At 45.9% G+C, this 22,478-nt stretch carries 22 protein-coding genes; 16 read left to right on the top strand and 6 right to left on the bottom strand.

Annotated features, from left to right (window positions below):
- Nucleotides 1-60 precede the first annotated feature (60 nt).
- Nucleotides 61-780, top strand: coding sequence for a pseudouridine synthase (locus tag AXI57_RS13360; RefSeq protein WP_003325007.1), 720 nt, complete (start codon nucleotides 61-63; stop codon nucleotides 778-780).
- Between the two features lie 111 nt (nucleotides 781-891).
- Here AXI57_RS13360 and AXI57_RS13355 read toward each other — a convergent pair whose 3' ends face one another.
- Nucleotides 892-1,113 (bottom strand): DeoR family transcriptional regulator, encoded by a 222-nt coding sequence (locus tag AXI57_RS13355; protein ID WP_003325009.1) that lies wholly within the window; start codon nucleotides 1,111-1,113, stop codon nucleotides 892-894.
- 300 nt (nucleotides 1,114-1,413) lie between these two features.
- On the opposite strand from AXI57_RS13355, the gene AXI57_RS22300 reads away from it, so the two are divergent.
- Nucleotides 1,414-1,545 carry a hypothetical protein gene (locus AXI57_RS22300; protein WP_255265370.1) on the top strand — a complete coding sequence of 44 codons (132 nt, stop codon included), beginning with the start codon at nucleotides 1,414-1,416 and terminating at the stop codon, nucleotides 1,543-1,545.
- Nucleotides 1,546-1,668: 123 nt separating this feature from the next.
- Here the strand turns inward: AXI57_RS22300 and AXI57_RS13350 are convergent, their stop codons facing one another.
- Entirely contained in the window at nucleotides 1,669-2,976 is a 1,308-nt protein-coding gene (locus tag AXI57_RS13350) for an NCS2 family permease (RefSeq protein WP_003325010.1), read from the bottom strand.
- A gap of 96 nt (nucleotides 2,977-3,072) precedes the next feature.
- On the opposite strand from AXI57_RS13350, the gene pepV reads away from it, so the two are divergent.
- Nucleotides 3,073-4,464, top strand: coding sequence for a dipeptidase PepV (gene pepV, locus AXI57_RS13345; RefSeq protein ID WP_061670349.1), 1,392 nt, complete (start codon nucleotides 3,073-3,075; stop codon nucleotides 4,462-4,464).
- Between the two features lie 113 nt (nucleotides 4,465-4,577).
- Here pepV and cysK read toward each other — a convergent pair whose 3' ends face one another.
- Nucleotides 4,578-5,516, bottom strand: coding sequence for a cysteine synthase A (gene cysK / locus AXI57_RS13340; RefSeq protein ID WP_061670348.1), 939 nt, complete (start codon nucleotides 5,514-5,516; stop codon nucleotides 4,578-4,580).
- A gap of 147 nt (nucleotides 5,517-5,663) precedes the next feature.
- Here cysK and thpR point away from each other — a divergent pair, with 147 nt between their 5' ends.
- The 5 genes from thpR to AXI57_RS13315 all read left to right on the top strand — a co-directional run bounded on the left by thpR (nucleotide 5,664) and on the right by AXI57_RS13315 (nucleotide 11,310).
- Nucleotides 5,664-6,218, top strand: coding sequence for an RNA 2',3'-cyclic phosphodiesterase (thpR, locus tag AXI57_RS13335; RefSeq protein ID WP_061670347.1), 555 nt, complete (start codon nucleotides 5,664-5,666; stop codon nucleotides 6,216-6,218).
- A 23-nt stretch (nucleotides 6,219-6,241) separates the two neighbouring features.
- Nucleotides 6,242-7,171, top strand: coding sequence for a hypothetical protein (locus tag AXI57_RS13330; protein ID WP_061670346.1), 930 nt, complete (start codon nucleotides 6,242-6,244; stop codon nucleotides 7,169-7,171).
- A gap of 52 nt (nucleotides 7,172-7,223) precedes the next feature.
- Nucleotides 7,224-8,153, top strand: coding sequence for a YegS/Rv2252/BmrU family lipid kinase (locus AXI57_RS13325; RefSeq protein ID WP_061670345.1), 930 nt, complete (start codon nucleotides 7,224-7,226; stop codon nucleotides 8,151-8,153).
- A 23-nt stretch (nucleotides 8,154-8,176) separates the two neighbouring features.
- On the top strand, nucleotides 8,177-10,309 hold the full coding sequence (pulA, locus tag AXI57_RS13320; RefSeq protein ID WP_061670344.1) for a type I pullulanase: 2,133 nt from the start codon (nucleotides 8,177-8,179) through the stop codon (nucleotides 10,307-10,309).
- A gap of 203 nt (nucleotides 10,310-10,512) precedes the next feature.
- A complete protein-coding gene (locus AXI57_RS13315) occupies nucleotides 10,513-11,310 on the top strand; it encodes a phosphotransferase family protein (RefSeq protein ID WP_061670383.1) in 798 nt (265 codons plus the stop codon).
- Here AXI57_RS13315 and AXI57_RS13310 read toward each other — a convergent pair whose 3' ends face one another.
- The gene (locus tag AXI57_RS13310) at nucleotides 11,311-11,589 is read right to left on the bottom strand and encodes a YtzH-like family protein (protein ID WP_003325018.1); all 279 of its coding nucleotides are present in this window, start codon (nucleotides 11,587-11,589) and stop codon (nucleotides 11,311-11,313) included. It abuts the gene before it with no gap.
- 206 nt (nucleotides 11,590-11,795) lie between these two features.
- Between AXI57_RS13310 and trmB the strand changes: the two genes are divergently transcribed.
- From trmB to AXI57_RS13295, 3 genes are all read left to right on the top strand, one after another.
- Complete coding sequence (gene trmB / locus AXI57_RS13305) at nucleotides 11,796-12,437, top strand: tRNA (guanosine(46)-N7)-methyltransferase TrmB (RefSeq protein ID WP_003325020.1); 642 nt, start codon at nucleotides 11,796-11,798, stop codon at nucleotides 12,435-12,437.
- A gap of 71 nt (nucleotides 12,438-12,508) precedes the next feature.
- Nucleotides 12,509-13,354, top strand: coding sequence for a YtnP family quorum-quenching lactonase (locus tag AXI57_RS13300; protein ID WP_061670343.1), 846 nt, complete (start codon nucleotides 12,509-12,511; stop codon nucleotides 13,352-13,354).
- 81 nt (nucleotides 13,355-13,435) lie between these two features.
- Complete coding sequence (locus AXI57_RS13295; RefSeq protein WP_061670342.1) at nucleotides 13,436-15,136, top strand: NAD-dependent malic enzyme; 1,701 nt, start codon at nucleotides 13,436-13,438, stop codon at nucleotides 15,134-15,136.
- A 51-nt stretch (nucleotides 15,137-15,187) separates the two neighbouring features.
- On the opposite strand, the gene AXI57_RS13290 is transcribed toward AXI57_RS13295, so the two are convergent.
- The gene (locus AXI57_RS13290) at nucleotides 15,188-15,505 is read right to left on the bottom strand and encodes a PepSY domain-containing protein (protein WP_003325023.1); all 318 of its coding nucleotides are present in this window, start codon (nucleotides 15,503-15,505) and stop codon (nucleotides 15,188-15,190) included.
- Between the two features lie 160 nt (nucleotides 15,506-15,665).
- On the opposite strand from AXI57_RS13290, the gene AXI57_RS13285 reads away from it, so the two are divergent.
- Nucleotides 15,666-16,739, top strand: a complete 1,074-nt coding sequence (locus tag AXI57_RS13285; RefSeq protein ID WP_003325024.1) for a M42 family metallopeptidase — start codon at nucleotides 15,666-15,668, stop codon at nucleotides 16,737-16,739.
- Between the two features lie 124 nt (nucleotides 16,740-16,863).
- Here AXI57_RS13285 and AXI57_RS13280 read toward each other — a convergent pair whose 3' ends face one another.
- Nucleotides 16,864-17,310: a YtoQ family protein gene (locus AXI57_RS13280; RefSeq protein WP_003325025.1), complete on the bottom strand. Its 447-nt coding sequence runs from the start codon at nucleotides 17,308-17,310 to the stop codon at nucleotides 16,864-16,866.
- A gap of 238 nt (nucleotides 17,311-17,548) precedes the next feature.
- On the opposite strand from AXI57_RS13280, the gene AXI57_RS13275 reads away from it, so the two are divergent.
- From AXI57_RS13275 to AXI57_RS13260, 4 genes are all read left to right on the top strand, one after another.
- Nucleotides 17,549-17,869 (top strand): thioredoxin family protein, encoded by a 321-nt coding sequence (locus tag AXI57_RS13275; RefSeq protein WP_003325026.1) that lies wholly within the window; start codon nucleotides 17,549-17,551, stop codon nucleotides 17,867-17,869.
- A gap of 17 nt (nucleotides 17,870-17,886) precedes the next feature.
- The gene (locus AXI57_RS13270) at nucleotides 17,887-18,696 is read left to right on the top strand and encodes a DUF1444 domain-containing protein (protein ID WP_141292174.1); all 810 of its coding nucleotides are present in this window, start codon (nucleotides 17,887-17,889) and stop codon (nucleotides 18,694-18,696) included.
- Between the two features lie 14 nt (nucleotides 18,697-18,710).
- Nucleotides 18,711-19,316 carry a YtpR family tRNA-binding protein gene (gene ytpR, locus AXI57_RS13265; protein WP_003325029.1) on the top strand — a complete coding sequence of 202 codons (606 nt, stop codon included), beginning with the start codon at nucleotides 18,711-18,713 and terminating at the stop codon, nucleotides 19,314-19,316.
- A 168-nt stretch (nucleotides 19,317-19,484) separates the two neighbouring features.
- The gene (locus AXI57_RS13260; protein WP_061670341.1) at nucleotides 19,485-22,415 is read left to right on the top strand and encodes a DNA translocase FtsK; all 2,931 of its coding nucleotides are present in this window, start codon (nucleotides 19,485-19,487) and stop codon (nucleotides 22,413-22,415) included.
- Nucleotides 22,416-22,478: the final 63 nt, after the last annotated feature.

Here is a 22,478-nt window from a genome sequence, read left to right as displayed (position 1 = left end):
AAGTTTGCATCAAATGCCCGCAAAATGCGGGCTTTACTTTTATATAAAGGAGAGAATGATATGAGGCTTGACAAGCTGCTTGCCAATAGCGGCATCGGATCAAGAAAAGAAGTGAAAAAAATCGTTAAAGCGGGTGCCGTCAGCATTGACGGAAAGCAGGCTAAAGATGTAAAAACACATGTCGATCCTTCAGAGCATGAAGTAACAGTTTATGGGGAACCAATTGAATATCGGGAATTTATTTATTTAATGATGAATAAGCCACAGGGTGTGCTTTCTGCCACAGAGGACAGCCGGCAAAAGACGGTTATTGATTTGCTGGCGCCGGATGATATGCGTTTCGAGCCGTTTCCGGCGGGACGACTTGATAAAGATACAGTCGGATTGCTGCTGCTGACAAATGACGGCCAGCTGGCCCATCGGCTTTTATCGCCGAAAAAGCATGTCCCTAAAACGTATGAAGTGCATTTGAGGTCGGGGCTGTCAGAAGAGGATATTGCTAATCTCGAATCGGGCGTCTTCATAGAGGGCGGATACAAGACAAAGCCCGCTAAGGTAGAAACTATTGCAAATAGTGAGGAACATACAGAAATCCGTCTGACGATCACAGAAGGAAAATATCATCAAGTGAAGCAAATGGCGAAGGCCGTCGAAAATGAGGTCATATTTTTGAAACGGCTATCAATGGGGAGCCTCTTACTGGACCCTTCATTGGAGCCTGGAGAGTATCGGGAGCTGACAGAAGAAGAGCTTAACGGGCTGAATGACACGCAGACATAAAACGCCCCGCATGCGTACGATTTGACCGCACAACAACATGGCAAAGGGAATATCCCTTTGCCTTATTTCTATTGGACTGCCTCACACAGACAGCCCTATGTAATTTTGCGCTTATGAAGTAATCTTTACTTTCTTCCTCGTTGTCTCCCACTTGCCTCGGCTAGGACTTTGAACAAGATCATTATATGCTAACACATTTAAGTCACGCTGGATTGTTCTGGGTGTAATGCCGAATTCGTCAACCAGTTCTTGTGTCGTCACAAGGCCTTTTTCTTGGATGAACATATAAACTGATTTGATTCGAGTTAGCATACGGTTTGTTGAAGGCTTCAAAAAACCACTCCCTATCATAAGATCGGATGGACTTGACTAACCACAACTCACGACTAAAACTGCGAACGAATAAGCAACAAAGGCAGACAATTTGTCTCTCTAATTTATTTCGCCTTTATTATACACGATATTGCTATTGTGAATCTAGGGATAAGTATCAATCAATTTTTTCCATTTATCAAGAGCCATATTCATCTTTTCAGCATTATTATGTGTGGTGGCGCACGTTTATTATGATTATAGAAACTTTTTTTATCTATCATATTCTAAATTGTTCAGGAGGTGAGCGGATCGAGAGAAATGTTAATTACGGTGATTGATGGTCGGGTAATACCGATCGAAAAATCGTACTTTCCCGTGCTTCTTTGGGGAGCCATGTCCGGGGATCTGGTCGGCTTAATCGGGGCAAACGGAGCGGGGAAGAGGCAATAAGAAAAGAAATCAATGCCAGAGCAAGCTCCATCAGTTCGCTCCAAATTCCCTGTGTCTTTTAGAATCAGTTTTATCTTTTTTGTATAAGCAAAATCCCTCTCGCGAAACGAGAGGGATTGTTTTTTAATGGCTTTCCAAAATGAACAGCTGGATAAAGAAGAGGACAGCAAAGATTATCACCAGGGGATGAATGTCTTTCCACTTTCTTTTCGCCGCCTTGACTAACGGATAAGAAATAAATCCGAGTGCGATTCCTGTCGAGATGCTTGACGTAAGCGGCATAGCCAAGATGACAAGAAATGCCGGAAAGGCTTCATCAAGCTCGCCCCAGCGGATGTTGGACACAGCGCCCATCATCAGGCTTCCGACGATAATTAATGCCGGAGAAGTGATCGCTGAAATTCCGGATAAGACGCTGACGAGCGGACTGAAAAACATTGAAGCAGCGAACAATACAGCAACGGTCAGTGATGTCAGACCGGTTCTTCCTCCGACAGCAACCCCAGCGGATGATTCGATAAATGCGGTGGTCGGGCTGGTACCGAAGGCCGCGCCTACTGTAGTAGCGGTGGAGTCAGCCAATAAGGCTCTTCTCGCATTCGGAAGCTGTCCGTTTTTCATGAGTCCTGCTTGCTCAGCCACGCCGATCATCGTGCCTGTTGTATCAAAAATCGTCACTAACAGAAAAGAGAACACGACTGCGTACAGACCGTGATGAATGACGTCACCGAAGGCAGCAAACGGATTCGAAATGACGAGGCCTTCCGGCAAGTGCGGAAATGAGATAAATCCTTCCGTAAAGTGCAGCTGTCCGGTAAAGAATGCGATCAGAGCGGTGGCGATCATCCCGATAAATAAGGCGCCGTTTACATTTAGCACCATCAGGATAATACTGATAAAAAGGCCGATCAGCGTTAAAATAACCCCAGGCGAATGAAGGTTGCCGAGCGTAACTAAATTGGATTTATCCGCCGCGATGATTCCGGCCTGACGCAAGCCGATAAAGGCGATAAACAAACCGATGCCTGTCGTGATGCCGTATTTTAAATTATCCGGAATCGCTTCTATGAGTTGTTTTCTTAAAGGAGTTAGCGATAAAATAATGAAGAGAACTCCGGCTATAAATACAGCGCTGAAGGCTGTCGCGTATGTGATGCTGCCGCCGCTGGAGCCTACCACATGATACGCCAGATAAGCGTTCATGCCCATTCCGGGAGCGATGGCAATCGGGAAATTCGCTGCAAGGGCCATCCACAGAGTTCCGACAATGGAGGCAATAATCGTCGCGGTAAAGACCTGGTCAAACGGAATGCCTGCATCAGATAAAATGATCGGGTTTACCACAACGATATAGACCATGGTGAAAAAGGTGGTCATCCCGGCCATGATTTCTTTTTTTACTGAAGTTTGATGCTCTTTTAGATGAAACATAATATCCTCCAATTACGAACGTTTTAACAAAACACCATTAATATTATTCGTTTTATTACGTTTTTGCAAGTCATATTTTGACGAGAGGGGATTGCTATGAACTGGGAAGTCGAAGTTATTAGGAAAAAAGAGGATTTAATAAGGGATACGCAGCAATTTTTACAAATCAACAGTGTGATGGATGAACAAACAGCCGCCGCAGGTATGCCATTTGGAAAAGGGGTAAATGAATGCCTCACTTCATTGCTTTCGCTTGGTGAGAAAGAGGGGTTCACGACTAAAAATGTTGACGGGTACGCCGGACATATTGAATGGGGGCAAGGCGAGGAGATCGTCGGCGTTCTCTGTCATGTTGACGTCGTGCCGCCCGGAGACGGCTGGACAAGCGATCCCTTTTCCGCCGATATCCGGGACGGGCGTATCTATGCGAGAGGCGCAATAGATGATAAAGGGCCGACAATGGCCGCGTTCTACGCTTTAAAGATTGTCAAGGATATGCAGCTCCCGCTGTCTAAGCGCGTCAGAATCATCATCGGAACGGATGAAGAAAGCGATTGGCGCTGTGTGGAGCATTATTTTAAGCACGAGGATATGCCGACTGTCGGCTTTGCGCCTGATGCCGATTTTCCTATTATTAATGCCGAAAAAGGAATTATTGATGCGTCTTTACGTATTTTGCCGCCTACTCTTGATTCATCTGCGGAATCGGTGCTTGCTTCTTTTCAATCAGGCCTTCGTTTAAATATGGTGCCTGACGCAGCAGAAGCTGTGATCGAAGGATCCGGACATGAGGACATTCTCAAATCTTTTGAGCAAATGCTGAAGGATACGGATGGCAAAGGTGAAGTGTCTGTTGAGGAAAACCGGGTGGTCTTGCGCATGTTTGGTCAATCCTGCCACGCAATGGAGCCGAATAACGGTGTGAATGCCGGAATTAAGCTGGCTGAATTTTTACAGCGTATTGAGCTTGATGAGGCAGGGCGCCATTTTATCCATGCTATAACGGAATCATTCTCCAACGATACGCGGGGTAAAAAGCTAAACATAGCCTGTGAGGATAAAATTAGCGGCGAACTGACGTTAAATGTCGGAACGTTCCGTTATGAAAAAGCAAAGGGCGGGGAACTTGGCATCAATATCCGATATCCTGTAACGGCAGAAAGCCAGACAATAAGAGAAGCTTTTGAAAACAACGGTACATTCCAGCTTGGAGAATTTAAAGACAGCAAGCCGCATCATGTATCAGCTGATCATCCATTAGTAAAAACCCTTCAGGCTGTGTATGAAGGCCAAGTGGGGCAAAAAGCGGATTTAATTTCAATCGGCGGAGGGACGTACGCCAGATCCTTGCAGGCGGGTGTTGCTTTCGGTCCTTTGTTCCCGGGGCGTCCCGACAGCGCTCATCAAAAGGATGAATACATTGAAATTGATGATTTGCTGAGAGCAACGGCTTTATATGCGCAGGCTATTTACGAATTGGCAAAATAAGTTTTTAAGATCAGCAGGATCTTTATACAAGGACCGAACTCTATTTGAGGGCGGTCTTTTTTAGCGGTTACGTCTTCCGCTTAAAAGGGATGCTTTGCAGGCATCCCTTTTCATCATGATTCAAAAGACCATAAATCAGTCGATAAATACCGCTCGCCCGTATCTGCGGTCATGCATACGACGGCCTGATCAGGGGAGAGGCGTTTTGCTGTTTCGATGGCTGCGAAGCAGGCAGCGCCTGATGACGGGCCGACAAGTATTCCTTCCTCAGCCGCTAAACGTCTTGTGGTGGTATAGGCGTCCTCATCGGTGATTTTTAAAATTTCATCATAAACCTGCTGATTTAAAATGTCTGGTATGAATCCGGGGCTTGTGCCGACAAGTTTGTGAGCGCCAGGCCTGCCGCCGGACAAAACGGGGGAGCCAGCCGGCTCTACGACATGCACGGTCATATTCGGATAGAATTCTTTTAATGCCTCGCCGGTTCCTGTGATGGTTCCGCCTGTTCCCGATGTCGCAACGAAGGCACCTAAAGGTTTGCCGATCTCAGTTATTGCCCGGGCAATTTCAAGAGCGGTCGTTTTACGGTGTGCATCAGGATTTGCGCTGTTATCAAATTGCATGGGAACATAGCTGTTAGGAATGCTTTCGGCAAGCTCCTTTGCTTTTTTTATGCTGCCGGGCATCCGTTCTGCTCCCGGTGTCAACACGACTTCGGCTCCATACGCTTTAAGGAGATTAATGCGCTCCTTCGTCATCGTATCCGGCATCACCAAAATCGCTTTGTAGCCTCGGGCCGCCGCATTCATGGCAAGGCCGATTCCGGTATTTCCGCTTGTCGGCTCAATAATGACCGATCCGGGTTTCAGATCGCCGTTTTTTTCGGCTTCAATAATCATATTGTAAGCGGCTCTGTCTTTTACACTTCCGCTCGGATTAAAAGATTCAAGCTTTAAATAGATTTGTGCGGCATTTTCAGGCTGTAGCCGGTTCAGTTTTACAAGGGGTGTTTCGCCAATGAGATCAGACGTATTTTCAACGATTTTCAACATTGTCATTCCTTTCTGAATAAAACAATCTGTACATAATATCCTAACATATATAAGTGCGGCGGCGAGAGCGTTTTACGGGCATGATTCTCTCATCGGCGCCTGTTCTTTATGATAAAATAATAGCCATAGAAGAAGGGAGCGACAGACATGTCAGACACACGGCCGCATTATTTCATCGGCATTCCGATTTCACCTGAAATTGCGAATCCGATCTTCGAGGCTGCTAAACATGAACCGGCTTTTACGTTTAAGAAATGGGTGCACCCCCTTGATTACCATATCACTTTAATCTTTCTCGGTGCGGCAGAAGACAGCCAGCTTCATCAGCTTAAGGGATCGCTTCAGGCTATTGCTGAAGAAACAGAAACGTTTTCTGTACAATTTGGGAACATTGACGTGTTTGGCGACCGCAGACAGCCGCGGGTTTTACATTTGGAACCGAAGGAAAATGACCGCCTTGCAGCGCTCCGTGAGCGAACAAAAGAAGCGGTGCTTCAGGCCGGCTTTCAGGTGGAAAAGAGAGCCTTCCGCCCGCATCTTACACTGGCAAGAAAATGGGACGGAACCGGGGGCTTCGCATCTCATGTTCCGTTTAAAAGCGGCGAAGTGACAAGCTTTACAGAACGGTTTTCCTTATTTCAGACCCATTTGAACCGATCGCCGAAATACGAGGAAATCGCTCAATTTCATCTATTAACTTAATCAAAGCGGAGTGGAGAAACAGAATGGCACAGATTATAAAAATTCATGATTATATATCGAGATATGAATTGGACCCTTATCATTACATGAATCAGTTTATTCGATTAAAAAAAGAACGCTGGAAATCGCTTTTGGAAGCAGCTGACGAGCAGCAAAACGAAAAAGAAAGCCAAATGTCAAAAGCGGAAGAAGAACCTGCGTCAAAGCGAAAACATTTTTTCTTAAAAAGAAAAAAAGAAGAAGTAACATCCGATATACATCATGAGAGGCATCACTGGTTTGATGAATTGGAGGAGGAGGGCGGCGCGTTTGGAAATCTCCCGTCTGACAGATCGGAGCTCGCTTCTTTTTTTAAAAACCATTTGTACGACTTTCAATTGAAATGGGCGAGCTCTACGCTTTCAGAGATGTCAAACCTTTCAAACAAAGTGAAACATAACGGCATTTTGCGTGAGCTGGCTCAGCAGCTGCCCGATTCATACTTTATCATGTATGAGCCGGTCCTCCAGATTCATCAGGCGGCAGTTGAATTAAGCATCATCATCATTTCTCCTCTTGAAGTATTCTGCTTGGTTTACTTGCAAGCGGAGGAAGACAGCGTGTATATAGGAACAAAAAATCGTTTTTGGGAAAAGAAAACCGCCGCCGATACAACATCTGTATTGAATCCGGGGATCAGTTTGTTTCGTACGGGCTCAGTCGTTTCCCAGCTGTTAAAGGAAAAACAGGCCGACATTCCGGTGCAGAAACTGCTGCTAACTAAAACATCTTACATTGACTATCCCGAACCGCCGTACGGATTAAAAATAATAGATAAACGGAGCGCGGAAGAGTGGATGCAAAAGCAGCAAAAAAACACGGCGCCGATTAAACATCATCAGATGAAGGCTGCGAAGGCTCTCTTGTCATTTTGCCTGTCTGATTCTTATCGGAGAAAAGAGTGGCTCGACTAAAGCGGCACGCCCCGGACGGTTTTCTCATAAAATAAGCAGGTGAGATATAGCAATGAGCCAATGGTTTTTTATTATTAACCCGGCAGCGGGACATCGGAACGGGCTGCGTGTATGGAAGGCTGTCCAAAAGGAATTAATCAAACGAAAGATAGAACACCGCTCCTTTATGACGGAATATCCGGGCCACGCCGAGGTGCTGGCCAGACAGATTTCGACGATGCAGGAACATAAGCTGAAACGGCTGATTGTCATCGGCGGGGACGGGACGATGCATGAAGCGGTAAACGGGCTTACACATGTTAAAAATGTGGAGCTGAGTTTTGTTCCGGCCGGCGCGTATAATGATTTTTCAAAAGGGTTCTCTATCAAAAAATCGGATCTGCTTCATGAAATCAAAAAACAGAAGCGGCCGCTGACCCGATCCTTTCAATTAGGCAGTATGAGATTTCCCCATGAAAAGGCGCAAACTCTTTATTTTTTGAATCACATCGGCATCGGATTTGATGCGCATGTGACCAAAAAAGCAATGGAATTCCCTTTTAGGCGGGCATTGACATTGCTCCGCCTCGGGTTTCTCGTGTATCCGCTTTCTTATTTGCACGCTTCTGTCACCTATAAGCCGTTTTCACTATCCTGTACGGCAGAGGGAGAAGAGCGTGAATTTCACAACGTATGGTTTGCCATCGTTTCGAACCACCCGTTTTACGGAGGAGGCATGAAGGCGGCGCCCCTGGCAAATCCCCGTGAACAGGCATTTGATATTGTCATCGTTGAAAATCTTTCGTTCGTGAAAAAATATTGGCTATTGTTTGCGATGAACTTTGGCAAGCATGTGAATATGAAAGGCGTGACGATATTCAAAGCGCAAGAGATTGCCTTGAACACAAGAGACAAAATTCCGTTTCATGCCGACGGAGAGCTGATCGGGACAACTCCGGTTGAGCTGAAACCGTGTCCTGCCCCTCTGCGGTTAAAATCATAAATGTTTTCTGAAGGAGAGATCCGATGGTATGCCTCAACCGTAAGTTCGAAGCGTATTTGGATGAAATGGATGTCATTACAGTGCTCATTCCATCCGGCAAAAAGGAGAAGTATACACTCCCTTTTGTCCTTGAGACAGAAGCCGGTGATGTTTCACTTTCTGTCCGGGCGGAGTGTCATATAGACGGAAAATACAAGTATATATTGGTGTCTGAGCATCCGGTTTCTCTTGGGAAAACCCACTATATCAGAGCATCCGGCGGGGACAAAACAGACCTGCAAATTGGCGCGGTGATACGAACCGAAGCGTTTGACAGCCAGTTTTATTTTGACGGGGCGCTGGGAGCGGATTACACCCCCAGCCGTACAGTGTTTAAGGTATGGGCTCCGACAGCGACGGCAGCGGCCGTCAAGCTGACTCATCCGGAACAACAAGGACTCGTGCTTCAAATGACCAGGCAGGACCATGGGGTATTCGCCGCCCTTGTAGACGGTGATCTGCACGGATACGAATATATGTACCGTATTTGCAACAATTTAGAGTGGACGGAAACCGTCGATCCTTATGCAAAAGCAGTAACGATCAATGGAGAAAAAGGCGTAGTATTGCGCCCAGAAAACCCTCAGATCACTTCTCAAGGCATTCCGTTTTCGAATCCGGCTGATGCAGTGATCTATGAATTGCATATCCGTGATTTTTCGATTCATGAAAACAGCGGTATGAAGAAAAAAGGGCAGTACCTGGCGATGACGGAAACAGATGCCAAAACACGGGAAGGTGTTTCTGCCGGGCTGTCTTACTTGAAAGAACTTGGCGTGACCCACATTGAACTCCTCCCTGTGAACGATTTTGCCGGAGTGGATGAAAAGAATCCGCTTGCCGCTTATAACTGGGGATATAATCCACTGCATTTTTTCGCCCCTGAGGGGAGCTACTCTTCTGACCCTTATAACCCGCAGGTAAGAAAATCTGAATTGAAGGAATTGATTCAAACTCTTCATCAAAACGGCCTGCAAGTGATTTTAGACGTAGTGTACAACCATGTCTATAAACGGGAACATTCGCCCTTTGAAAATACAGTGCCGGGTTATTTTTTCCGTCATGATGCTGATGGCATGCCGTCCAACGGAACTGGCGTCGGCAATGACATTGCTTCCGAAAGGCTGATGGCGAGAAAGTATATCATTGATTGTGTTGTTCATTGGCTGAAGGAATATGACGCGGACGGTTTTCGATTTGATTTGATGGGGATTCTTGATATTGAAACAGTACGCCAGATTAGAGAACGGGCCTTAGCGGTAAAACCGGGAATTCTGCTGTTTGGGGAGGGCTGGAATCTTGACACACCAATAAGCGATGACAAAAAAGCAACATTAGCGAACGCTTTTCAATTACCGGGTATCGGTTTTTTCAATGACTCGTTTCGCGATGCCGTAAAAGGAAGCACCTTTCAGCGCGAAGCGGCGGGTTTTGCGCTCGGCAATGGTGATCAGATTGATGCGGTCATCCACGGAATCACCGGTTCTGCGGGCTGGAAGGAAACAGACCCGATGGTGCAGGAACCAAGCCAGTCCGTTAACTATGTCGAGTCACATGACAATCATACCTTTTGGGACAAAATGCAATACGTGCTCCCCCACGAAACAGACAGCGTCAAAAGAAGCAGGCAGAAGCTTGCGACTGCTGTTGTGCTGCTGGCTCAAGGGATTCCGTTTATCCATAGCGGACAGGAATTTTTCAGGACAAAGCAAGGAGATGAAAACAGCTATCAATCCGGGGACTCGGTCAACCGGCTTGATTGGACGCGCCGTTCAGAATTCCGGGAGGATGTCGAGTATGTCCGCAGGCTGATTGAAATAAGAAAAGCTCATCCCGCATTCAGATTGAAGAGGGCAGCAGAGGTTGTCCGCCACCTTGATTTTTTGGAAGTAAGAGGGCATCTTATAGCATACAGACTCTTTGATTTGGAAACGATGGATGAATGGAAAGAGATCATTATCGTCCACCATTCCAGCCCGGATAAAGCCGAAATGATGCTGCCTGCCGGGAAAACCTATCGCCTTCTGTGTGATCCGTCCGGTTTTCGCGAACAGCCGAAAGAGATAAAGGAAGAGCTGATCATTGAGGGAATCGGAACATGTATCTTATATATTTAACCGCAGTTCTTAAGAGTTTTGCTTGACGAAGTTTGTGCTATAGCGATAAAATTTAAAAGACGGCTATTGATTAGCATATGAGACTCTCAATAGCTGTCTTTTTTATTTTCATGATATTTGTATGCGAAGGCATTTGCCAATGATAGGAAGGCAGATCAGCCTTATTCTAAAATATTTTAAGAAATGATGGGTTGAAAATTGATATGAACTGGTTGGGACAATTACTAGGTAGCGATTGGGAGATCTTCCCCGCCGGAGGAGCTACAGGAGATGCATATTATGCAAAACATAACGGCCAACAGCTTTTTCTAAAACGTAATAGCTCACCCTTTTTAGCTGTTTTATCCGCCGAAGGCATTGTTCCGAAGCTGGTTTGGACAAGACGGATGGAGAATGGTGACGTCATTACGGCCCAGCACTGGATGGCTGGAAGAGAGCTGAAGCCTAAGGATATGAGCGGACAGCCCGTTGCTGAATTGCTTCGGAAAATCCATACCTCCAAAGCCTTGTTGGACATGCTGAAGAGACTCGGAAAAGAACCGCTGAATCCGGAGGTCTTATTATCTCAGCTCAAACAGGCTGTATTTGCTGTACAACAATCTTCGCCGCTGATTCAAGAGGGAATCGGTTATTTAGAAGAGCATTTGCATCAAGTGCATGTCTGTGAAAAGGTCGTCTGCCATTGTGATGTAAATCATAATAACTGGCTATTGTCTGAAGGCAACCAGCTGTATTTAATAGATTGGGACGGCGCTATGATTGCTGATCCGGCAATGGACCTCGGGCCTTTGTTGTATCATTACGTCGAAGAGCCAGCGTGGGACAGCTGGCTTAGCATGTACGGCATAAAATTAACAGATCATCTGCGGTTAAGAATGTCATGGTACATGTTATCAGAGACCATCACATTTATCGTCTGGCATAAATCAAAAGGCAACGACAAAGGATATCATGACGCCATGGAGGAACTTCAAATCCTGATGAATCGGATCGTAAAATAATCAGGAGTACGAATCCATTTCCTCCACCCATTGAGATAAATGGCTCTGATGCTCCCGGATGTGCGAGTCGATGGAATTGGCCGTTCTGCCTGATTGGCTGTATTGGTACACATCTTCCAGCACGTGTTTGATATTTGAATTCAGATCGGTGTTGGCCATTAATGATTTGATGACGCGTTCAAGCTGTTCATATTCTGCAACAGTGCCGCAGCAATCCAATTGATGGTCAGTCAGTATGTCTTTCAATAAATGAACCTGATGCTCATGATTTAAGCCCATATCCATACACATCCCTTCAGTATCATAAGGGTTAACGTGTTCAAAACAGCACGTTTTTATGCAAGAAAGAGGAGTGTTCCGGCTCATAGGGAACCTCCTTTTTTATGCGGGCGTCAATGAAGCCCGAAATGATAAAAACGCGCTTGCGGGTCTTTTTAATTCATGGTATGTTGTTAGTCGAAATTATAGATAGAGGTGTCAATCATATGAGAATGCGCCATAAGCCGTGGGCCAATGATTTTTTGGCTGAACACTCTGATATTGCAATAAGCGACCCTGCTGCTTATAAGGGGAAATGGAGCACCGTGTTTGGCAATGAAAACCCGATCCATATCGAAGTAGGAACGGGAAAAGGACAATTCATTTCCGGGATGGGCAAGCAGCATCCCGATATTAACTATATTGGAATTGAATTGTTTAAAAGCGTCATCGTTACCGCCGTTGAGAAAGTGAAGCAAAGCGGAGCGCCGAATGTGCGCCTGCTGAATATCGACGCTGATACACTCACCGACGTGTTTGATCCCGGTGAAGTCCAACGGGTATATTTAAACTTTTCCGATCCTTGGCCGAAAAACCGGCACGAAAAACGCCGTTTAACCTACTCGCATTTCTTGAAAAAGTATGAAGAAGTGATGGGCGGAGCCGGAGCGATTCATTTTAAAACAGACAATCGCGGCCTGTTCGAGTATTCGCTGAAAAGTTTTTCAGAATATGGATTGCTTTTAACGTATGTCAGCCTCGATTTGCATAACAGTGATCCGGAAGGCAATATCATGACAGAATATGAAGAAAAATTCTCTGCGCTGGGCCAGCCGATTTACCGGGCGGAAGCGGAATGGAGAACGTAAAACAGACTCTGATACGGGAGTCTGTTTTTTTGTTGCTCCATTTGCTACCATAAAATGCAGGAGGGATCGCAATGGAAACAATGAAAATGGGCAGTATTGTGTTTACCTGGCTTGACGGAGGCGTTACCCATATGGACGGGGGCGCGATGTTCGGTGTCGTTCCGAAACCGTTATGGTCAAAGAAATATCCTGTAAATGAAAAAAATCAAATTGAACTGAGAACAGACCCCATCTTGATCCAAAAAAACGGGCTGAATATTTTGGTTGACGCAGGTATTGGGTCCGGAAAGATGACGGATAAGCAAATAAGGAATTACGGCGTTACACAGCAGTCTAATATAAAAAAATCGTTGGCTGAACTAGGATTGACGGTTCATGATATTGACATCATTGCGATGACGCATCTTCATTTTGATCATGCCTCAGGATTGACAGAATACCAAGGTGAAAAACTTGTCTCTGTGTTCCCCGATGCAGACATCTATACCTCGTCTGTCGAGTGGAATGAAATGCGCCACCCGAATATCAGATCCAAAAATACGTATTGGAAAGAAAACTGGGAGGCTGTAGAGAGCCAGGTGAAAACCTTTGACAGTTCCTGCATGATTACAGAAGGGATCACGATGCATCACACCGGGGGCCACAGTGACGGCCACAGCATCCTTGTGTGTGAGGACGGGGATGAAACCGCCATTCACATGGCTGATCTCATGCCGACCGCCGCCCACCGCAACGCATTATGGGTGTTAGCTTATGATGATTATCCGATGACTACTATATCGGAAAAACAAAAATGGCTAGCCTATGCCGAGGAAAAAGACGCCTGGATGATCTTTTATCATGATGAATGTTACAGAGCAGTGAAATGGGAAGAGGACGGCACCATCACTGATTCACTCAAACGCACGGGGAAGTAGCATATTTTTATGTTTACCCTGCATGATTTCCGGTAAATAAAGCAACCTAGTAAAAATTATGTTGTGAAAGGAAGAGGCAGGGTGAATCAATTTCAAGTGACGAAAGAAGGAGAAATAAAAACAACATTAAGAGGATTAGAAATCCTTTCCGTTCCTTTTTTAAATAAAGGGGTTGCGTTTACTGAAGAAGAGAGAAAAGAACTTGGGTTAAAAGGCTTTTTGCCTCCAAAAGTATTGACCATTGAGGAACAGGCTAAAAGGGCTTACGAACAATTCGTATCACAGCCTGATGAATTGAGCAAAAATGTCTATTTGACTTCTCTGCATGACCGTAACGAAACGCTGTTTTACCGGTTGTTAAATGACCATTTAGGTGAAATGCTCCCAATCGTTTATACACCGACTGTCGGAACGGCCATCCAAAAGTACAGCCATGAATATCGAAAACCGCGCGGACTTTACTTATCCATTGATGATCCGGAGGGAATGCGTGACGCATTTAAACAGTTTGGCGGCAAGAATGATCAAATTGATTTAATTGTTGCAACCGATGCGGAAGGGATTCTAGGGATCGGAGACTGGGGAGTCGGCGGAATCGCAATTTCTGTCGGAAAACTTGCCGTCTACACAGCCGCTGCCGGGATTGATCCGAGCAGAGTGCTGGCGGTTGTTCTGGATGCCGGAACGAATCAGGAAAGCCTTCTTAATGATCCGCTCTATGTCGGGAATCAGCATTCCAGAGTCCGCGGCGAGCGATATGATCAATTTATTGATGAATATGTCGCATTGGCAAAAGAAACGTTCCCAAATGCATTGCTTCACTGGGAAGATTTCGGCACAAAAAACGCACGGGAGATATTAAAACGGTATAAAGATAAAATCTGTACGTTTAACGATGATATTCAAGGAACGGGTGCAGTTTCACTAGCTGCAGTGCTTTCTTGTGCGAAAGCTTCAAAAATGCCTTTGAAAGAACACAGAGTTGTGATATTCGGTGCGGGCACGGCGGGTATCGGCATCGCTGAGCAGCTCCGTGAAGCTCTCGTGCGTGAAGGCGTTGATGAGGAAGAATCATACCGGCGTTTCTGGTGTGTAGACAGAAACGGGCTGTTAACCGACGATATGGACGATCTGCGGGATTTTCAAGTGCCTTACGCACGCCCGGCTGAAGAAGTGAAGGGGTATCAGCGCGGCGGAGAAGGCGGTTCAATTGATTTGGCAGAAACAGTACGGCAGGCAAAACCGACGATCCTGATCGGAACATCGACTGTGTCAGGCGCTTTCACTGAAGAAATTGTGAAGGAAATGGCTTCTCATGTAAAGCGGCCTGCCATTTTGCCAATGTCAAACCCGACCAACTTATCGGAAGCAAAACCGCAGGACTTGATCGAGTGGACGGAGGGGCGTGCGCTTGTAACGACTGGCAGTCCGTTTCCGCCAGTCGAATACAACGGCGTTACGTATCATATCGGACAGGCGAATAATGCGCTCGTTTTCCCGGGCCTTGGCCTCGGAACGATTGTAACAAAAGCAAAGCTCATTACGGATAATATGTTTGCAGCCTGCGCCAAATCCATAGCAGGCATGGTGAATGTAGGACAGCCGGGAGCTCCGATGCTTCCAAAAGTTGAAGATTTACGGACTGTATCTGCCACAGTAGCGGTCGCCGTAGCCGAAGCGGCCATCAAGGACGGGGTGGCTGAAGAAGAGCCGGAAGATTTAATTCAGGCAGTGCAAGATGCGATGTGGTATCCAGTGTATAAACCAATACAGGCAATATAAGATAAAAGAGCCGCTGCATACCGCAGCGGCTCTTATCATATACTCGTCCTGTCAGGAAGCGACGGAATCAACGACATCTACAATCGTTCCGGTTTTCGCATCGACCATAACTTCATATTGCTCTAATTCACCGAATGCAGAGCGTGTCACACCGGTTTTGTAGACATGTACGGTTTCTCCATTAACGTGATAAGGTTCAGGCTCGGTATAAATCCATGATCCGTCAATCGGTCCGCGCTGTTTAAAAGCTGATTTCACAATTTGAAGCGCTTTTTCAGATGAAATATAAGGCTTCATGGCATACTGCTTCACAATGACAGCTGCCGCAATTCCAAGTCCTGCTCCTAAAAGAAGATGACGCAATTTCACAATAAAGCACCTCCTGAGTTATCGTACTTTTTATTATACAGAAGATGGCAGGTGCTGTTAAGTAATGTGTGGGTTTATGAGCCGATTCGGTCAAGGTGCTTGGAAAACAGCTATTTTTCTAATAAAATAAAAAGACTTACATAAGAAATGAGGGGAAAACATGAATCAAGAAACGAAAGCGCTTTTCCAAACACTGACGCAGCTGCCCGGAGCCCCCGGCAATGAGCATCAGGTACGCGCATTTATGAAGCAGGAGCTCTCAAAATATGCCGATGACATCGTGCAGGATAGACTTGGAAGTGTTTTCGGAGTAAGAAAAGGCGCGGAGGACGCGCCGAGAATTATGGTCGCCGGACATATGGACGAAGTCGGATTTATGGTGACCTCCATTACTGATAACGGTTTGCTGAGATTTCAGACCCTCGGCGGCTGGTGGAGTCAGGTGCTCCTCGCTCAAAGGGTTGAAGTTCAGACAGATAAAGGCCCGATTCCGGGCGTCGTGGCCAGCATCCCGCCTCATTTATTAACAGATGCCCAGCGCAGCAAGCCGATGGATATCAAAAACATGATGATTGACATTGGAGCGGATGATAAAGAAGATGCCATTAATCTTGGGATTAAACCCGGACAGCAGATTGTCCCGGTATGCCCGTTTACGACAATGGCGAACGAAAAGAAAATTTTATCAAAAGCTTGGGATAACAGATACGGATGCGGTTTGAGCATTGAGCTTTTGAAAGAATTGCATGGCAAGGACGTGCCGAATAATCTTTATGCGGGTGCGACGGTTCAGGAGGAAGTCGGCTTAAGAGGCGCGCAGACTGCCGCCAATATGATCAAACCCGACTTGTTTTTTGCTCTTGATGCAAGTCCCGCGAATGATATGAGCGGCGACAAGCAGCAATTTGGCCAGCTCGGCAAAGGCTTTCTGCTTCGTATACTTGACAGAACCACAGTGATGCACCGCGGAATGAGAGAGTTTGTCCTCGATACTGCGGAAACTCACGATATTCCTTATCAATATTTTGTATCCGGCGGCGGTACTGATGCCGGCAGAGTGCATATTTCAAACAATGGTGTGCCGTCAGCGGTCATCGGCATTTGTTCCCGCTATATTCATACAAACGCCTCAATCATCCACATTGATGACTACGCAGCGGCTAAAGAGATGCTGATCAAGCTCGTGACTGCCTGTGATAAACAGACGGTTGAATCGATCAAAGAGAATATGTAACTCTTGTATGAAAGCTTGTCGGCAAAGGCTTTGTCCTGCGCCGGCAAGCTTTTTAGGTTCTTTGGCACGGAGGGCTAAGGGTGTCATGAAACAAAAAAGCAGGTCCGCCAAAAGCGGTGCCTGCTTACTCAGCTTCAAATACATAGGAGAGGGCCTTAATGGCTTGGTTGACGGTTTCTACAGTGATATTTGCCTTATTTGTCAGCTCTTTTAACGGATGGTGGAGCGATTCCGGCCGGATGATAATCAGCGGTTTACCTTTTGCGATGGCATAAGAGGCATCCATCGCCGTATTCCATTGCTTGTATTTTTCGCCAAACAGGGCGATGACAAAGTCTGCTTTATTCATGAGGACAGCTGTTCTGAAGTTATTCACATCAGAAGCCTTATCATCTTTTAAAACGGCATCGTGCTGCTCTCCCATAATTTCTTCTCCGATGTTGTCTGAACGGTCATGATGTTCCATCGGACCGACAAACGTAATCGGAAGTTTTAAGGATTTTGTTTTCTCCTTCAGCTCGTCCCGCCAGTTGCTGTGGATTTCTCCTGCTAAGTAAACGGTAAATTGCATACCAATTCCTCCTTATGTATGGCTGATCTCTGTAAATTTTGCCCTTGATACCAAGATGTTAAACGAAACGTGCTTGATAATGCAAATAAAATATGATAATGATAATGGGAACATTAATCTTACATAGTCATTTATTGCATATAGTTGGTCTTGCTGTTATCAGTTTGGTATGATCCAAGTGGACTTAGTATCTGCATACAAATTTGTAAAAAACTCAAACAACTGGAGGAATAGAAAAATGAAGAAATTAGAATCAATTGAAGAATTGCAAAAAGCGGTAAAAGATGATTGGGCCGTTTTCATGTTTTCAGCAGACTGGTGTCCTGACTGCCGCTTTGTAGAACCGTTTCTACCGGAGCTTGAAGCAAACTTTCCTGAATTCACGTACTATTATGTCGACCGTGACAAATTTATTGATACATGTGCGGAATGGGAAATCTACGGCATCCCGAGCTTTGTCGTATTTAATGAAGGCAAAGAAGTCAGCCGTTTTGTAAGCAAGGACAGAAAAACAAAAGAGGAAATCGAACAATTTTTAACTGAATCTCTTGCTCAATAACAAAGGAGGGCATTAGCTTGAAAATGACGTCAAGGAAGCTGTCAGATCTATTAAAACAGCGCCTTCAGCACGAGAATCGTTCCTTTTTATTTGACAGAGAAAAAGACACCCTCCGTGTTGAGGATCAAACGACTAAAAAAGGCATCACACTTGAACTGCCGCCGATTATCGCAAAATGGGAAGTGAAAAAAGAGGAAGCGATTGATGAGATCGTTTATTACGTTGCAGAAGCGCTTACCGCCATGGAAGGCAAAGCGCAAGAAATGACGGGCAAGGAAAGCCGGATCTATCCGGTTATCCGTTCGACCTCTTTTCCCGATACATCCAGCGAAGGGATTCCGCTTGTCTATGATGACCACACAGCCGAAACCAGAATCTACTATGCGCTTGATCTCGGGAACACATACCGCTTGATAGACCAGCGCATGCTTGAAAAAGAAAACTGGTCAAAGGAGCGGATCAGAGAAACGGCCTCTTTTAATCTCCGTTCTTTAAATACGGTTGTCAAAGAAGATACAGTCGCCGGAAATTACTTTTATTTCTTCCGAGCGAATGACGGGTATGATGCCAGCCGGATATTAAATGAAGCCATCCTGAATGAATATAAACACAATTCAGAGGGCGAGTTAGCCATCTCCGTTCCGCATCAGGACGTTCTGATACTTGCTGACATTCGAAATGAAACAGGGTATGATATTCTTGGGCAAATGTCAATGAGCTTCTTTGCAAGCGGCACCGTTCCGATTACCGCTCTCTCATTCCTGTACAATGAAGGAAAGCTGGAACCGGTGTTTATCTTGGCAAAAAACCGGCCGAAAAAGGATTAGAAAGGATTTTACTTATGAACGCTTTTTATAATAAAGAAGGTGTGGGAGATACGCTTTTAATCTCTCTTCAAGATGTTTCACGCGAGCAAGCCGGATTTGAAAAGCACGGCGACGTTGTGAAAATTTATAACAAAGAGACAAAGGAAACGACAGGCTTTAATATTTTTAATGCGTCTTCCTATTTAACAATTGCAGAAAAAGGCCCTGTCGCCCTTTCAGAAACCTTTGTGCAAGATGTAAACGAGATCTTAAACAGAAGCGGCATTGAAGAAAAACTGACTGTCGATTTATCACCTAAATTTGTTGTCGGTTATATTGAATCAAAAGAAAAACATCCGAATGCTGATAAGCTGAGCATCTGCCAGGTTAATACAGGAGATGAAACAGTGCAGATCGTATGCGGAGCGCCAAACGTTGACCAAGGCCAAAAAGTAGTCGTGGCCAAAGTAGGCGCCGTGATGCCGAGCGGACTTGTGATTAAGGATGCCGAGCTGAGAGGCGTCGCTTCCAGCGGTATGATCTGCTCCGCTAAGGAACTCGATTTACCGGATGCTCCGAAGGAAAAAGGCATTCTTGTGTTAGAAGGAGAATATGAGGCAGGAGAACCATTTCAATTTTAGACTCCCATAAATCAGGGGAAAATATCGAATCATGTGAACAAAGCCGCTGAGCCTAATGCTCAGCGGCTTTGTTCTGCTGTAAAGCTAAATCTTTTCTGAGTCACGCAGCAGTGGTATACTAAAAATCGTCCCAGAAAAACATCAAAGGGAGTAAGAGAGTGATGAACCATGAGTTGGCTGAATAAATTTTTTGATTTATTTTTAGGAGAAAATGAAGAGGAGAACGATGAACGGGAAACAAAACCCGCTCAAGTTCAGAATCAACAAGAACGGCATCATCCGGAAGGTCAATTAAAGCGACTGGAAGATCCCAAAATATATTATGAATACCCAAAAGGCAAGTTCCGTTTCCCTGTTGTGCCGGACGGCCAATGGAGAACCGAACAGAAAAGGCGCGAGACGTATGAACGGAGCAATGCTTCTTCAGCTGCTCAAAGCCGTCCCGTGCAGGAAAAAGAGCAGATTGATAGAACGAAGTATACATATGAAAAGTCAGAAACGGCAAAGAAGCCTTTTAAACCGACATCGATTCCGTCACCGGTCTATGGTTTTAATGGAAAACACAGAATCAAGACGGATGTTCCGAAACCGCCTGCGAAAAAAACAGACAAGCAGGCACCGCCGAAAGCTGTGAAAGAGAAAGTCACGCTCCTGTCAGAAGAAGCCGAAAAACAGCGAGAAAATCCATTTTTAGAAAAACAGCCGGTTCAGAAAAAGGAAGAATCTCAAACACCGGAGAAGCAGGCTCCGAAAGCATCGGAAGAGACGGTAAGCACACACGCCGAGCCAATGAAAAATCTGTTTCAGCAAAACGACGGGACGGAAACAAAAGCTCAAGTGAAAACAAGTATTCAGAACGAGGAATCCATTCTGCATGCTCAAAACGAAGCGCCATTAGCTTCTCAAGCTGATCAAGCGGATGAGCGCAAGCAAGAGGAGTTTGGACCAAACATAGAAAACGATAAGTTCAATCTGCATGTTCAGGAAGGGCCCGAAGCGTTGTCAGCTTCTCAAACCGACCGGCAAGGTGAACTCCAACAAGAGAATCCTGAGCCAAACATAGAGGCCGAGGAGTTCAATACGCATGTTCAGGAAGAGCCGGACGAAATGATTGCTTCTCAAGCGGATGAGCGCCGCCAGAAGAAGGCTGGACCAACCCTAGACGAGGAGTTCGTTCCCAAAGCACGAGAAGAATCGCCGCTGTCTGTTCCTCAGGCAGAACAAGCTGAAGCTCACCTGAATGAGGAGTCCGGTCTGGACGCTGAAAAAGAAGAACTGCCGCCGCAGGTTCAAGAAGAAGCGAGCGTACCATCTTCTCAAGAGGACAAAATTGAACGTCAGCCGGATTTCACAGATCAGCATACTGAAGAAGAATTAGTTTCTCGCCAAACAGAAGGTCTGAGCGAATTCCGCACACAAGATGAACAAGAAAATGCAGAGCCTATCACAGAACAAGAGCGGAAAGAAGAAAGCTCAGAGAATATATCTGAGCCTGCCATGCAAACCGCTCAGATGCAAGAAAAGGATAATCATACAACCGAGGTACATGGCCGAAATGAGGCTGCTGATTCACGGAAAGAAAAAGGACAGGCTAAGCAAACCGAACATTCTCAAAAAGGATCGTCGGTTCCGTTTAATGTGCTGATGCTGAAAAGTGATACGCATAAACAGCAAAAAACGGCCGGAAGCCGTGCAGGCTATGTTTTTCCTAATGTCTCATTACTTGACGTGCCGCCCGCGCAGCGTCAGGATGACCACACGTGGATCGAGGATCAGCGCAAACTGCTGGACCTGACACTGAAAAACTTCAACGTGCGGGCGAATGTAGTTCATGTGACCCAAGGGCCGTCTGTCACTAGATTCGAAGTTCATCCTGAGCCGGGCGTGAAGGTGAATAAAATCACCAACTTGTCTGATGACATTAAACTCAGCCTGTCAGCGAAGGACATTCGGATTGAAGCGCCGATTCCGGGGAAAAACACCATCGGAATAGAGGTCCCGAACCGCACGAGCAAGGTCGTGGACTTGAGGCAAATGATTCGAAGCGCCGCCTTCCGGACAAACGCGTCGCCGCTGACAGCAGCGCTCGGCCTTGATATTTCCGGAAACCCGGTTGTCATTGACTTGAAAAAGATGCCCCACGGCCTGATTGCAGGCGCTACGGGCTCAGGGAAAAGCGTGTGCATCAATACGATATTAGTCAGCCTGCTTTATAAGGCGGATCCGAGCGATGTCAAGGTGCTGCTAATTGATCCGAAAATGGTCGAACTGGCGCCATACAATAAAATTCCGCACCTGGTCAGCCCTGTGATTACTGATGCGAAAGCTGCGACGGCTGCCTTAAAATGGGTTGTTGAAGAAATGGAGCGCCGTTACGAGCTGTTTGCTCATTCGGGCGTGCGCGACATTGACCGCTTTAATCAATTAACCTCCGAGCATCAAACGGGGGAGAAGTTGCCTTATTTGGTTGTGGTAATTGATGAGCTGGCCGATTTAATGATGGTTGCACCGAATGACGTCGAAGATAGCATTGCCCGAATCGCCCAAAAAGCGAGAGCGTGCGGCATTCATCTGCTTGTCGCGACACAGCGCCCGTCTGTCGATGTAATCACCGGCTTGATTAAAGCGAATATCCCGACGAGAATTGCATTTTCCGTCTCAAGCCAAGTTGATTCTAGAACAATTATCGATATGGCAGGTGCGGAAAAACTTCTTGGCAAAGGGGATATGCTCTTTTTGGAAAACGGTTCAGGAAAACCGGTCCGGCTTCAGGGCAACTTTGTATCTGACAGAGAAATTGACCGCGTAGTTGCCCACGTCAGAGACCAGCTGCCGCCATCTTATTTATTTGAACAAGAAGAGCTCATCAGACAAGGAACTGCCTTGAAGGAAGAGGATGAGCTGTTCTTTGAAGCTTGCGAATTTGTGGTAGAACAAAACAGCGCAAGCACCTCAAGCCTGCAAAGAAGATTTAGAATCGGCTACAATCGCGCAGCAAGGCTGATCGACATGATGGAAGCGGAAGGCATGATCTCGGAAGCAAAAGGGAGCAAGCCGAGAGAGGTGCTCATCACAGCTGCTGAGTTAACAAATGAATAATATGGTTCATTTTCATCCCAAACATGGTATGATAATGGATAGATATTTTCTATGCATGCCGGC

Origin of the sequence: Bacillus atrophaeus, assembly GCF_001584335.1 — a bacterium.
In the GTDB taxonomy this organism is placed as follows: Bacteria; Bacillota; Bacilli; order Bacillales; family Bacillaceae; genus Bacillus; species Bacillus atrophaeus.
The sequence above is the reverse complement of the archived record's forward strand: the minus strand, read 5'-3'. Positions and strand labels throughout refer to the sequence as shown.